We start from the raw sequence: 13,796 nt of genomic DNA, 5'->3' as shown, positions 1-13,796 counted from the left end.
AATTTTGAGGTGGGAGTTTTACTGCCCGTTAATGCGGGATAAATAGAAGGGGCAAAACAATTTGTGCCCCTTCTAATAGTTGTTCTTATCTTATATGGGATATATGTTCTGAAACTGCTTTAATAATTTTATCCCAGTCATCTGGATGATTCTCGTGTCCTGTACCTTCAAGGGGGAATAGCTTTGAGTTCGGAATTTCATCAATAAGTGCGAGTCCATGTTCAAGTGGCAGAGCTGTATCGTCTGTACCATGAATTACTAAAGTAGGTACTAGTAATGATTTAAGTATACCTTCATAAGAATCATCACCTGTAAGGAGGGCGTGATTAAACATGCTTAATAAATTGTTAGCACGTTCTATTTCTTGTTTTACTTGTTTCAAAGTTCTTGCTTCATCAAATATACGCTTTGATCCACAGAGTAGACGTGATCCTGTAACTAAATATTTCGCTATAACATCTTTATTTGTCCAATCTAAATTTGCACCATTAGCATGATGTGTCAAAATTCTTTCATCCATTGGAGGCAAATCACGAGTATTGTTATCAGATCCAATAACACTTGTTGCTAGTAATGTTAAGGTCAAAATTCTTTCTGGGTGTTTTACTGCAGCAATTTGAGCAATCATACCTCCTAATGACATGCCAAAAAGGTGTGCCTGGTCAATATGATACGCATCGAGTACTCCGATTGCATCTTCAGCCATATCTGCTACAGTGTAATTGGAAGTCCCAGGCTCATATGTAACAGAACGCCCAACATCACGGTTATCATAGCGAATGACAAACCTTCCTGTGCTAGCCAACCTTTCACAAAATTCTTCATCCCAATAAACCATTGAACACGTAGCTCCCATAATTAATAATATTGCTGGGTTATTAGGATTTCCAAAGCTTTCTGTACATATATCAATACCGTTTACTTTGAAAACTTGTTCACTCATAGCACACTCTCCGTTTCATTTAAAGGTCATTAATAAATAAAGAGAAATATAACTTTGGGTGTTTCTTAGGCGTAAATTAGATTGTATTTAAGTGAAATAAATGTTTTTTGCACTCATGATGCTTAATTAGTAGAGTAGCATAAATATCACCTCCTAACATATTTATTGTCATCCAAGGCGGAAAATTTTGAAAAATAATTGTTTGTTATTACAATAAACAACAAGGAGGAGAGGAAATGAAAGCAATTGTTATTAATCAATATGGTAGTGTTGAAGCATTACAAGAAAGACAAGTTCCTAAACCAGTTGTTAAATGTAATGAAGTATTAATACGTATACACGCAACATCTGTCAATCCTGTTGATTGGAAAATAAGAAAGGGAGACTTACAAGAAAAGTTGCGATTTTCATTTCCAATTACATTAGGATTAGATGTTGCTGGAATAGTTGAAGAAGTTGGAGAAGATGTGAATCATTTTAAAATAGGAGATAAAGTGTTTACGAAACCTGAAAATACAGGGAAAGGTTCTTATTCTGAATACATTACAGTGAAATCAAATTTAGTAGCGCAAATGCCAAATAATCTTAATTTTGAAGAGGCAGCATCTATACCTCTTGCAGGACTAACAGCTTGGCAAAGTCTGGTTGATTATGCACAAATAAAAGAAAATGACCGAGTATTAATTCATGCTGGAGCGGGCGGAGTAGGGAGTTTTGCAATTCAAATCGCAAAATCATTTGGGGCCTTTGTCGCAACAACTGCAAGTAGTAAAAATGAAGAGTTTTTAAAGTGTTTAGGGGCTGACCTTGTTATTGATTATAAAAAAGATAAATTTGAAGAGTTACTATCAGATTATGATATTGTGTTAGATACAATCGGCGGAGAAGTACAAGAAAAAAGTTTTCGAATTATTAAATCTGGTGGTGTTCTAGTTTCTATCGTTCATGAACCACTGCATGAAGTAAAGGGCATAAAATCAGGATTTTTATGGTTGAAACCAAGTGGGAAGCAATTAGATGAATTAACTAGTTTGATCCAAGCTGAAAAAATTAAACCAATCATTAGCAAGGTTGTTCCGTTTAATGAAAAAGGAGTTAGAGAAGCTCATATTTTGAGTGAAAGTCAGCATACTAGAGGGAAAATTGTAATTAAAATTGAATGATGGTTACATAAATATATGAGTGGTGACTATAAAAAATAAGAATTGTCACCACTCGTATAAACTACAATTTTTGCATGACAAAAGTAATCGCATTCGTATTTAATTGAATGTGTGTACCGTTTCGTACAATATCATACGTTAAATTTTTTATTTCAACTTGTACTTCTTGCCATTCGGTATAAACATCTTTTAGTGTATGTATCATTTCTTTCGTAGAAAGGTTAATTTCAATTAAAGCATCTAATGCTTGATTCGTTTCCAAGTCAATTTCTTGAATGTTAGAGTTGACTATTAAACAGTTGATACCACCACTCTTTGTACCATTTTTCATAGAGTGAAGCACTTTTTTAAAATCTTCTATTGATCTGACATGCTCTAAACTTGATACTGCAATGATGTAGTTATAAGAATTAGAGGAAATATAGTAGTCTTCAAGTGCTGATTGTTCTGTTTTTATGTATTCAAATACATCATGTTCTTTGCTATAAACTTGTAACTTCGTTAAAGCCGAATCAAGTAGATCAACACAAGTAACGGTGCCGCCACTATTCATGATTTTTTGTGCAATCGGAATACTGTTTCTACCGACACCAGAGCCAAGGTCAAGTATGTGTAGGTCTTTCTGTCCTTCAAAATAGTTCAGCATGTTCATAACTGTTTTAACAGGTTTATATAGCCAAGATCCCGCTTCAAATAATTTATATTGTTCATAGCAAAAATCGTGATACTTTTTCTCTTCGTGTCTTATGTAATCGATTCTGTTCATAATGTTTCAGCTCCAATAGTTTCATGGCGAAATGAATAGGTTGGACAACCTTTAATATTTGTTTGAATTCGAAATATACCACCAGCATGTGGGTACTGTTTTAATTCCGCATCCGTCATTCTTGTTCGGGCTGTTGTGATGTATAAATCGGTCAAGTTAGGTCCTCCAAATGTACACGACGTTACATATAAAGCAGGAATCGGAATACTTAAAATCTGTTTTCCAGTAAAGGGATTCCATCTAGTAATCTTCGAGCCTCCCCAATGTGCAATCCATAAACAACCTTCTACATCAATTGTCATACCATCGGGTATACCTTCATTTTCAGGGAAGATGATAATATCTGTTGAATTGCTAATTACACCAGTATGTATGTCATAATCAAAACGAACAACTTTTTTAGTAGGCGTATCAATGAAATAAAGAAATGTATGATCAGGGGACCAAGCTATACCATTTGATGTATTTACATGTGCAACTTTTTTATCTACGTTGAAATTATTGTTTAAACAATACAAGGAACCAGCCGCATTAATACCATATAAGTCTGTAGTGCCTGCCCAAAAGCGGCCAGCTGGATCGCATTTTCCATCGTTAAAGCGGTTTTCTAATAAATCTGGTTCAGGGTCATAAATATGTGTAAGTTTTTCTGTATTTAGATTAAGAGAGTAAAAGCCTTTTTCTACAGCTAAAAGTACTACATCATCTAAATATGGAACGACACAACCGATTTGTTGATCGAGAATAATCACTCGGTTCATATTACTAGTAGGACTGTAGAGGCATAATTTCTTCTCTATAATATCAACCCAATATAATATTTGTCTTTTTTCATCCCAGCAAGGACTTTCACCTAAACTCGCTTTTGCATCTACGACTAATTCAATATTTCTGTGCAATCTGTTTCACCTCAATTCATTAGAGATACATATAAATTTCGATAAAAATGGAGGTAAACCTTTTGTTTGATTGGAATAAAGATGTACTACAAAAAAACGAAGACCTTCTCATGTAACTCGAAAATAGCATAAAACTATGGGGAGAAAGAGATATGTGATGTTTCATGTGAAAATGTATTCCAAGTATATGAAGGGAGTGAAAAGTAAGCGATTTAAAGAGCATCCAAAGTTTAATCAAGTAGCAGGAACTTTACCGTTATTAAATTTTGATTCATCTATTTTACAAGATATATTAGAGAAAATAGATAGGAGTTATGGATTACCTGAAATGGTAGCGATAAGTAATCGTGCAGAGCATTGGATAAGAAACTTTCAATCTGAAAAATTAATTGCGGTAAATCAAGAGAAAAATACGGAGTTTTATAACACATTAGGTGAAAGGCAGAAAAAATGGCTAGTAGAAGTTTGTAAAATACTTCGTTCTAATAAAGATTATTCTAACTTAATGGAACAATTGTATCCGATTTGCCATCATGAAAATAAAAAAATAATGAAAGAAAATCAAAAACAATTATTTACCATTATATATAGGCTCATTATGAATCAATCAAGTGGTCCACGTATACCTTTATTAATACATGTGGTAGGCGCCAGAAAATTCGTCATATTATTAGATTTCTAAAGTACATTAAAAAATAACGCAAGTACTCAAAAGAATAAGTACTTGCGTTGCTTAATTTTTGCTATCGTGAATACATTTTTGGACATTCATCACCACGTGGTTCGTAAAAACAATGGCTTTTAAATTGCCCTGCAAACGGCTGATTATACCATTCAGGCGGACAAGCTCCAACTGGACGGAAATACCAAAGAGCCCACCTTGCCGGCCAGCGCCATTCACCTTGTAAAACTTTTCTTGCGATTTCTTTTTCTGATTCACGGGCACGTTGATAAAAGTATCCGTATTGAACCGCTTCGAATCCGCCAGGGCTTTGATATACAGCATCAGGTACGGTACGGAGTTGTTTAAAATCTAAGCAATCGCAAAATACACGGTTTACTACAACACATCCGACAAGTTGTTCACCTTGTCGTCCTTCGCCCTCAGCTTCAGCACGGATTAAACGTGCTAGTAAATCAACGTCACTTTCGTTGTATGGAATAAGGGGCATTGTAATACCACCTTTCTTTACTTGTTATAGTAAAGAGTGTATGTTTCAAAATGAGCTAAGTGCATTTTTCTTGAAAATAACTACTAATTTTAAAAAGGAGCTTATACGGAAAAAAGCTAATTATTATACGGAAGATAAAAAACGAAAAAGGAGAGGTATTATGCATCGTATACATAAAGAACATATTATTTACGCAATGTCACCAGAAAATAATCCATGTATTGAAGTAGAAATTGGGAGCCGTCTTGTATTTGAAACATATGATTGCTTTGAAAATCAAATTGATTCGGAAAATGTCGTATTTCAAGAACTAGATTGGAATCGAATTAATCCAGCGACTGGACCTGTATATATTAAAGAGGCAGAACCTGGTGATATATTAGTCGTAATGATTGAAAAGATTAAAATTTCAGAGCAGGGTGTTTTAACTACAGGAGCGAACCTGGGTGTAATAGGTAATGAGCTAAATGAAAATACAGTAAAAATTATTCCAATCCAAAATGAACATGTAATATTTTCGGATGAACTACAAATACCAGTTAATCCGATGATTGGTGTCATTGGCACGGCCCCTAAAGAAGACAGTATTTCATGTGGTACGCCGCATGATCACGGCGGGAATATGGATTGTAAAGAGATAAAAGAAGGAACAACATTACTATTACCAGTCAATGTCCCTGGGGCACTATTAGCGTTAGGTGATTTACATGCTGCGATGGGTGACGGTGAAATTGGTGTAAGTGGAGTAGAAGTCGCTGGGGAAGTAACTGTAACAGTTCAAATTATAAAAGGAAAGCAATGGCCACTACCGATGGCTATCCAAAAAGAAAAAATGATGACCATTGCTTCAGAGAAATTGTTAGATGATGCAGCGAATCGTGCTGTACATAATATGGTGACATTTTTACATGAAGAATTAGAAATGCCTAAAGCTGATGCAACTCTTTTATTATCAGCAGGTAATTTAAAAATTTGTCAAGTTGTGGATCCGCTGAAAACGGCGCGGATGGAACTAGGAATGGATTATGTGGAGAAACTTGGATTTACTTTGAGTGAATTTAATATTAAATAAGAAAAATAGAAGAAGGATACTTTTGTATAAAAGCATCCTTTTTTAATTTACGTATTTAATGAAAAGAGGTAGTATTTATTTTGTATAATGGTATATGAGATTGTGGATCGAAAAGGAGTAAAACAATGGTTAAAATTATGATTGTAGAAGATGATATGAAAATTGCAGAGCTATTATCAACTTATGTTGCGAAATACGGTTACCAAGGCATTATTGTATCGGATTTTCAAAATGTGTTAGACATATTTTTAGAAGAACAACCAGAGTTAGTTTTATTAGATATTAATTTACCGAGTTTTGATGGATACTATTGGTGTCGTCAAATTCGTGCGGTTTCTACATGCCCGATATTATTTATTTCGGCTCGTGAAGGCACGATGGATCAAGTTATGGCGTTAGAAAATGGTGGCGATGATTTTATTCCTAAGCCTTTCCATTATGAAGTTGTAATGGCGAAAATTCGTAGTCATTTAAGACGTGCTTACGGAGATTATGCACCGAAACTAGAAGAACGTATGGTTGAGCAACAAGGTCTTTGTTTATATCCCGAAAGACTTGTATTAAAACTTATGAATCAAGAGATTGATATTACGAGAAACGAAGCCATTTTATTAGAGACGTTAATGAAAAATTATCCGCGTGTTGTGAGTAGAGAAGTGTTACTAAATAAATTATGGGATAGTGAATCCTATGTTGATGATAATACGTTAAGTGTAAATACAACACGGGTGCGTAAAAAATTAAAAACGTTACATATTGAAGGAGCGATTGAAACAATTCGTAGTGTTGGATATAGACTGCATATTACTTGGGATACTGGTATGGAAAAATGATAAAACTGTTTATACGTGATCATATACCACTTATTTGTTTTACAGTATTTCAACTTCTGTCCATATTCCTTGTGTATTGGTTTGATGGGCATAACCATATTACAACAGCATTATATGCAATGTTTTTAGGTGCTTTTTTTATGGTAAGTTATTTATTATTTCGTTATTTTACACATCGTTCTTTTTATGAGCGCTTAGCAAATCCGATGCAATCTTTAGATGAATCTGTTCAAAAATCTGATTTTGCAGTTTTATCTACTGCACTTCAAGATTTGCTTGATGCACAATATCGTCATTATCAAAATCAGCTGCAATTACAAGAGAGAAAAAATAATGATCATTTAACCTTTATGAATCAGTGGATTCATCAAATGAAAACACCTTTATCTGTAATAGAATTAATTACACAGGATGAAGTGGATTCGCGTTTTGAAAGTATTAATGAAGAAACAGATCGGTTGAAAAAAGGGTTAGAGATGGCTTTGTATGTCGCACGTTTAGAAGCATTTACACAAGATTTCTATGTAGAAAGGGTGCAACTACATCAAATAGTGAATGATTCCGTGCATGAACATAAACGCTTTTTTATCCGGAATTTTGTATATCCAGAACTTGAAATTGATAAAGGTATTACTGTAGAAAGTGATGCGAAATGGTTACAATTTTTAATCGGACAAATTATATCGAATGCGATTAAATATTCATCAGGTAGTAGAGAAAAGATTAAAGTAAAAGCATGTAAGGAAGGTAATACAGTTGCACTTGAAATTATCGATAGTGGCGTAGGGATACCGAAGCAAGATTTACCAAGAGTGTTTAAACCTTTCTTTACAGGAGAAAACGGTAGAGATTTTAAAGAATCAACTGGAATGGGACTATATCTTGTATATGAAATTACAAAACAATTAGGACATAGTGTAGAGATCCATTCAGAAGTTGGTAAAGGTACCGTTGTACGAATTAAATTTTGTAATGTGTAAAAAGTGATTCAGGCTAAAGAACTTTTGAGATAAGTTTTTTAGCCTTGTTTTGTACTCTTAATAAAATTAGAGAATGAAATATTATATACCTAAGAGAAGCAAAACGAACCTGATAAGAATAAATGAAATACTAGATATATAAACACTTTTTAATAATAAAATAGAAAGCTTTATTAGTTGTAAATGATAGGGGGATTGAAATGGATATTCGGAAAATGAGGTATTTCATAACGGTGGCAGAAGAATTAAACTTTAGTCGTGCAGCAGAACGTCTTATGATGGCACAACCTCCTTTAAGCCAAGAAATTCGTAAATTAGAAGAAGAATTAGGGGTTCAACTTTTTCATCGAACAAAAAGAATGGTTGAACTTACCGATGCTGGGAAAATATTTTTAGAAGGTGCACGGCAAACGTTGCTTCAAGTAGATAGAACCATTAAAGAAACACAGCTTGCGGATGAAGGGAAGATAGGACATTTAATAATTGGTTTTGTCGATTCTACAGAAACCGTTATAGAGATATTAAAAAAATTCCGAGAACGTTTTCCTAAAATACAGCTCATATTACGCGAGATGACAACAGACCAGCAAATAAAAGCACTCTATGAAAAACAAATTCATATTGGATTTATTCGTTCTAAGCAGAATAATGAAATATTGTCTTCCGAAATTTGTTCTGAGGAACGTTTAAAATTGGTATTACATCAAGATCATCCCTTAGTTTCGTTACCTAATATTTCTATTAAAGAACTAGTGGACGAACCATTTGTTTTATTTCCTCGTCATTTCGGTACTAACTTTTATGATTTAATTATTAGTTACTTTTGGGAACATGGAGTAAGTTTAAATATTGTTCAAGAAGCGATCCAAATGCAAACGATTGTAAATTTAGTTGCAGCAGGAATGGGGATTTCTGTCGTTCCATCATCGGTGGAAAGTTATAAAAAATCGGGTGTCATGTATAAAGACATTCAAGAAAATACACCGAAAATAAATTTATATGTTGGATGGAGACAAGATGAAAAGTCTGTCGTGTTAGAGAACTTTTTAACAGTTGTTAGAGAGGTTTATGCGACTTCACAATTTGAATTTAAAGAGTAAAAGCCCATCTTGATAGGATGGGCAGTGAGAAATTGGAAAGTGAAACTTCTATTTTTATTTTAAAGTTAGACTACAAGGTATTTTGTGGTTTTTAAAAAGTAATTCACTGATGTTTCAACCTGTTTTGCTCGGATCGTACTCAATGAACCCTTTTAGCACACTATCAATCTGATCCATTATTTCAGGGTGTAATTTAACACTAGAAGCAACTGCATTTTCTCTTATTTGCTCCGGATTTGATGCGCCAATAATTGCAGAGGAAACAGCTGGATTTTGTAGTACCCAAGCAACTGCGAGTTGAGATAGGGTAAGATTAGTTTCTTGCGCGATGGGATTGAGTTTCTGGATAGCCGTGAGTATATCTTCACTCATCCAACGCTGCACGAGTTTTTGGAAAAATGGTTTACCAGCATCTGAGTTAGCGCGTGATTGAGTCGGTAATGGTTTACCAGGTTGATATTTTCCTGTGAGAATACCTTGTGCAAGGGGGGACCATACAATTTGACCAAGTCCCTCACGTTGACATGTTGGTATTACATCAGTTTCGATAACTCGCCACAACATCGAGTATTGAGGTTGGCTAGCGATGAGTGGAATTTTCAATTCTCGTGCAAGTGCTGCACCGCGGGTAATTTGTTCCGATGTCCACTCACTTACACCAATATAATGGACTTTTCCTTGCCTTACAAGATCTGAGAAAGCTAACATCGTTTCTTCAAGAGGAGTTGTTGTATCAAATCTATGTGCATAATAGACATCAATGTAGTCTGTCTGTAACCTGTGTAAAGATGCATTACAATTTTCTAAAATATGCTTTCGTGATAAGCCTCGATCATTTTTTCCGGGTCCAGTCGGATGGCATACTTTTGTACATAGTTCTATACTTTCTCGGCGTATACCTTGCAAAGCCCGGCCAAGTACTTCTTCGGCTATAGTGTCTGAATAAACATCGGCAGTATCGAACGTTGTAATTCCGACATCTAGTGCGACTTTCACACAATCCTTTGCAGTATCCTCATCTACTTTTCCACCATGGTTTATCCAGTTCCCATATGCAATCTTGCTTACTGTTAATCCACTGTTTCCTAGTTTGCTAAACTCCATTGTAGTATCCTCCTTTTAAAATGATATCTTCATTATAAGAACTGAAATTTAATATGTATAATATAGAATTTATTGAAGATTTATATAAAAAATATATAAGTGGGAGCGCGTAGAAGTTTACATGATAGTAAAATCTAAAGCAGTATCACATATAATTACATTTACTCATACAGTACTACTATGGTACAATATGGTTACTAACGACGGAAAGGAATGATGGGTGGACGATGATTAACTAATCTTATTTTTAAATGTTGAAATTAAATAAATTTCAATTTATAAAAAATAGGATTAGTCTGCCCGATTTCCATACAATAGTATTGCTATTTATTTTGCTTAATAGCTTATTTGGGTATAAATATTTTAATGACTAATCCTGCCAAATTAATTTGGGAGGATTTTTTTGTTCTCCCTTAATGAAAGGGATCGGTAATATGAAAGAACTTTTAAAATTAAATGATGTTTATGTTGAAATAATAGAAAATACTTTATTAGAGAAAATGAATGTTACAGTAAAACAAGGGGATGTTATCGGATTAATTGGTAAAAATGGTGCTGGTAAATCAACGTTACTTCAATTAATTAATGGGAAGATTGAGCCATCAAAAGGTACTGTTGAATGGCAGCAAATGAATGTGACAACGGCATATGTTGAACAAGAAACAGAATCCTTTATTAGTAATGATGTGATTGCAAAAGAAGCAGAACTTCTTGCGAAATGGGGCGTGCCAACGAACGATTTTCTTACTTTAAGTGGTGGTGAAAAGCTGAAAGTTCGATTAGCAAAAGGGTTTTCCGAAAATCCTAATTTATTAATATTAGACGAACCGACAAATCATTTAGATGAGACGAGTACGGAATTTCTCATTAAACAAATAAAAAATATGAGAGGTACAGTTATCGTCGTATCGCATGATCGATATTTTTTAGATGTTGTCGCAACAAAAATATGGTCAATTGAGGATAAAAAATTAATTGACCATAGCGGTAATTATACGAGTTATATGAAAGTACGTGAGCAAAAAAGAATGACGCAGCAGCGTGAATATGAAAAACAGCAAAAAAAGATAGAACAAGTAGAATCACAAATAAACGAATTAAGTTCATGGTCACAAAAGGCACATGCACAGTCTACAAAACAAGAAGGCGTTAAAGAATTTTATCGTGTGAAAGCGAAGCGAATGGATGCGCAAGTGAAGTCGAAACGGAAACGTCTCGAAAAAGAGCTTGAGAAAACGAAAGTAGAACGTGTTAAAGAAGAGTATTCAGTTGAGTTCTCTATTCAAGCGAATAAAAAAGTAGGAAAACGCTTTTTAGAAGTGAAACAATTGAGGAAAGAATTTGATGGACGAACATTATTCGAAAACGTTAATTTTACAATCCAACACGGTGAGAAGGTTGCGATTATTGGACCAAACGGAAGCGGGAAAACAACATTACTGAAGATGATTATGGGCACGGAGACTGTTCAAGGAGAAGTATGGATTTCACCATCAGCAAACATCGGTTATTTAACACAAGAAGTATTTGATTTACCACTTGATAAAACACCAGAAGATTTATTTTTTAAAGAGACATTTGAAGAAAGAGGAAAAGTCCAAAATTTAATGAAACATTTAGGGTTCCAGGCTTCTCAATGGAAAGAGCCGATTGAGCAAATGAGCATGGGAGAACGAGTGAAGTGTAAGCTAATGACCTATATTTTAGAGGAAAAAGATGTACTTATTTTAGATGAACCGACAAATCATCTAGACTTACCTTCAAGGGAACAACTTGAAAATACATTGGCTGAGTATAATGGAACATTAGTTATAGTTTCTCACGATCGATATTTTCTAGAGAAAACAACTAACACGAAACTCGTGTTTTCAAATAATACGATACAAAAGCAGTTAGAAGAGCCTACTAAAACAAGAGATGATATTGAAGAGCTACGTTTAACGTTAGAAACAGAGAGACAAGAAGTATTAGGTAAATTAAGCTTTTTAACTTCTAACGACAAAGAATATAACGAACTTGACGAACGATTTAAAGAACTTACGAAACAGATAAAGGCACTTTAATGTGATTATGGGAACCTTCTAGCTAGGAGGTTCCCATAATTACTGATTTTTATACGGGATTAAGGGGTGGGAACATGAGAGAAGAAAATTTGACTAGGTTATTTAGAATAGACTGTGGTGATATTTACTTACAAGAGTTTACCATTCAAGATGCGGAGAGTATTTATAAAATATCGAATCAGCCGGAAATAGAAAAGTTTTTACCAGACTGGAAATCAACGAAAGAACAGAGGGTTCATTGGATTATCAATGATGAAATACCAGCAAATCAAGCATTTCTTGATGCCGTGAAAACAACATCTAACATAGAGGTTCATTCTTTACAGCTGGGGATATTTATTAAAGATACAAATGAATTTATTGGATGGTGCTGTACAGGCATTAAAGAAGAACTCCCTTCACCGAACAGAGAAATTATGTATGCTATTTCAAGCGAGTATCAAAATAATGGTTACGCTACTAAAGCGACTAAAGGGTTGATTGACTATTTGTTCAAAAATACAAATGTAGATGTTCTTAACGCAGTTGCTTTAATTAACAACGTACCATCAAATAAAGTTATTGAAAAATGTGGATTTACTTATCTGAGTCAACAAACGATAGAAAACCAACTATATAATCATTATCTATTAAGTAAATCAGAATGGATAAAAAATATAGCTCTTTAAAAGGAGCTATAATGAAATGATTACAAAAAAGCTTAGAGCTAAAACTCTGAGCTTTTTTACATTCAAGTGTACCACTTACCATATCAAAGCGACAATTGGGATGGCTTCTTGATGAATTTGCTTTTCACCAAAAACAGGGCATCAAGCTGTGCATGCGAGAACCCCCTTTATAAAAATCATATATGTAAAGGAATTTGGATGATTTTGTCGAATGCATTTATCTATGAAAACACCACTTTCTCACTCGAATAATCCTAAAATTGAATCACTTCAAACTCAAGTAGAAGAACACACGGTAAAAGTGAAGGCGAGCGAAGGTTTGTATATAAAACTAACGGTTGAGTGTTAGTGGATTAAATGTTTTAAGATATGAAATAGTTTAAATGAGGGAGGGGAACGCATATCATAATTTGGTTTCGTCATTTGCCACAGATAAGTATGGATTTCGCAGAATGGACTCCTTTTATTAAGAATAATTGGTATCGAAAACATTATCTGAAGTTTGTATATCTACTTCAGATAATCATTTTTCTGATACCCTATTTCTTTGAAACAAGTTTCACTCATATTAATATATTTTATCTCATCATAATAGGTATCTTTGTCTTCATCATTCACGAATGTCTACACATTTTGGTCATAAGTAATAAAGGTGATATTAGCTTAACATTTAGTGGAATATTTTTTTGGCTAAATACAAATGCAATCCTATCCAAAACGAGATTTTGGGTCTTTATGAGCTTGCCCATTATTGTATTATCGGTAGTCCCTGCCTTTATGTCGTTTTATGTATCAGGAAATATCAAATCAATCATATTATTTGTATGTTGGATAAACACATTAATTTCCTCCTCAGATATCTACAATTCATTTTTAATTGCAATTAAACCGAAGAACTCAGTTTTTTGCAGAGGTTATTATAAAGTGAACTAGTATTAAAAGGGTAACTCAAAAATGTTTCAACTAAAGGCATAAGTTAAAAATATAATTTTTGAAAGTAAAAGACCGATAAAACTGATATTATCCCCTTAAG

13 protein-coding genes and 1 pseudogene are annotated in these 13,796 nt (G+C 34.0%); 9 read left to right on the top strand and 5 right to left on the bottom strand.

What is annotated here, in order from left to right:
• Nucleotides 1–85 precede the first annotated feature (85 nt).
• Nucleotides 86–943 (bottom strand): alpha/beta fold hydrolase, encoded by an 858-nt coding sequence (locus tag V7038_RS22095; RefSeq protein WP_335695639.1) that lies wholly within the window; start codon nt 941–943, stop codon nt 86–88.
• Nucleotides 944–1,179: 236 nt separating this feature from the next.
• On the opposite strand from V7038_RS22095, the gene V7038_RS22090 reads away from it, so the two are divergent.
• Nucleotides 1,180–2,106 (top strand): NADP-dependent oxidoreductase, encoded by a 927-nt coding sequence (locus tag V7038_RS22090; protein ID WP_335695638.1) that lies wholly within the window; start codon nt 1,180–1,182, stop codon nt 2,104–2,106.
• A 61-nt stretch (nt 2,107–2,167) separates the two neighbouring features.
• On the opposite strand, the gene V7038_RS22085 is transcribed toward V7038_RS22090, so the two are convergent.
• Together V7038_RS22085 and V7038_RS22080 are read right to left on the bottom strand one after the other, a co-directional pair.
• Nucleotides 2,168–2,872 (bottom strand): class I SAM-dependent methyltransferase, encoded by a 705-nt coding sequence (locus V7038_RS22085; RefSeq protein ID WP_002110233.1) that lies wholly within the window; start codon nt 2,870–2,872, stop codon nt 2,168–2,170.
• Nucleotides 2,869–3,771 carry an SMP-30/gluconolactonase/LRE family protein gene (locus V7038_RS22080; RefSeq protein ID WP_070139380.1) on the bottom strand — a complete coding sequence of 301 codons (903 nt, stop codon included), beginning with the start codon at nt 3,769–3,771 and terminating at the stop codon, nt 2,869–2,871. Before V7038_RS22080 ends, V7038_RS22085 begins: the two co-directional genes overlap by 4 nt.
• A 214-nt stretch (nt 3,772–3,985) precedes the next feature.
• Here V7038_RS22080 and V7038_RS22075 point away from each other — a divergent pair.
• Nucleotides 3,986–4,453 (top strand): annotated as a pseudogene (locus V7038_RS22075) (lysine--tRNA ligase); the annotation flags it as partial.
• A gap of 61 nt (nt 4,454–4,514) precedes the next feature.
• Here the strand turns inward: V7038_RS22075 and V7038_RS22070 are convergent.
• Entirely contained in the window at nt 4,515–4,943 is a 429-nt protein-coding gene (locus tag V7038_RS22070) for a cell wall hydrolase (protein WP_002119861.1), read from the bottom strand.
• 160 nt (nt 4,944–5,103) lie between these two features.
• Between V7038_RS22070 and V7038_RS22065 the strand changes: the two genes are divergently transcribed.
• The 4 genes from V7038_RS22065 (at nt 5,104) to V7038_RS22050 (ending at nt 8,928) form a co-directional block, all read left to right on the top strand.
• Nucleotides 5,104–6,015 (top strand): acetamidase/formamidase family protein, encoded by a 912-nt coding sequence (locus tag V7038_RS22065; protein WP_199659511.1) that lies wholly within the window; start codon nt 5,104–5,106, stop codon nt 6,013–6,015.
• A 125-nt stretch (nt 6,016–6,140) separates the two neighbouring features.
• Nucleotides 6,141–6,848 carry a response regulator transcription factor gene (locus V7038_RS22060; RefSeq protein ID WP_002200292.1) on the top strand — a complete coding sequence of 236 codons (708 nt, stop codon included), beginning with the start codon at nt 6,141–6,143 and terminating at the stop codon, nt 6,846–6,848.
• Nucleotides 6,845–7,828, top strand: coding sequence for a sensor histidine kinase (locus V7038_RS22055; RefSeq protein WP_199659646.1), 984 nt, complete (start codon nt 6,845–6,847; stop codon nt 7,826–7,828). Before V7038_RS22060 ends, V7038_RS22055 begins: the two co-directional genes overlap by 4 nt.
• A gap of 200 nt (nt 7,829–8,028) precedes the next feature.
• Complete coding sequence (locus V7038_RS22050) at nt 8,029–8,928, top strand: LysR substrate-binding domain-containing protein (RefSeq protein ID WP_335695637.1); 900 nt, start codon at nt 8,029–8,031, stop codon at nt 8,926–8,928.
• Nucleotides 8,929–9,042: 114 nt separating this feature from the next.
• On the opposite strand, the gene V7038_RS22045 is transcribed toward V7038_RS22050, so the two are convergent.
• Entirely contained in the window at nt 9,043–10,032 is a 990-nt protein-coding gene (locus V7038_RS22045) for an aldo/keto reductase family protein (protein WP_335695636.1), read from the bottom strand.
• Between the two features lie 434 nt (nt 10,033–10,466).
• Between V7038_RS22045 and abc-f the strand changes: the two genes are divergently transcribed.
• The 3 genes from abc-f (at nt 10,467) to V7038_RS22030 (ending at nt 13,696) form a co-directional block, all read left to right on the top strand.
• Entirely contained in the window at nt 10,467–12,095 is a 1,629-nt protein-coding gene (gene abc-f / locus V7038_RS22040; RefSeq protein WP_335695635.1) for a ribosomal protection-like ABC-F family protein, read from the top strand.
• A gap of 74 nt (nt 12,096–12,169) precedes the next feature.
• Complete coding sequence (locus V7038_RS22035; RefSeq protein ID WP_002161563.1) at nt 12,170–12,763, top strand: GNAT family N-acetyltransferase; 594 nt, start codon at nt 12,170–12,172, stop codon at nt 12,761–12,763.
• A gap of 438 nt (nt 12,764–13,201) precedes the next feature.
• Nucleotides 13,202–13,696, top strand: coding sequence for a DUF3267 domain-containing protein (locus V7038_RS22030; protein ID WP_335695634.1), 495 nt, complete (start codon nt 13,202–13,204; stop codon nt 13,694–13,696).
• Nucleotides 13,697–13,796: the final 100 nt, after the last annotated feature.

Origin of the sequence: Bacillus sp. JJ783, from assembly GCF_036963225.1 — a bacterium.
In the GTDB taxonomy this organism is placed as follows: domain Bacteria; phylum Bacillota; class Bacilli; order Bacillales; family Bacillaceae_G; genus Bacillus_A; species Bacillus_A cereus_U.
This window is presented reverse-complemented; position numbering and strand designations above follow the sequence as displayed.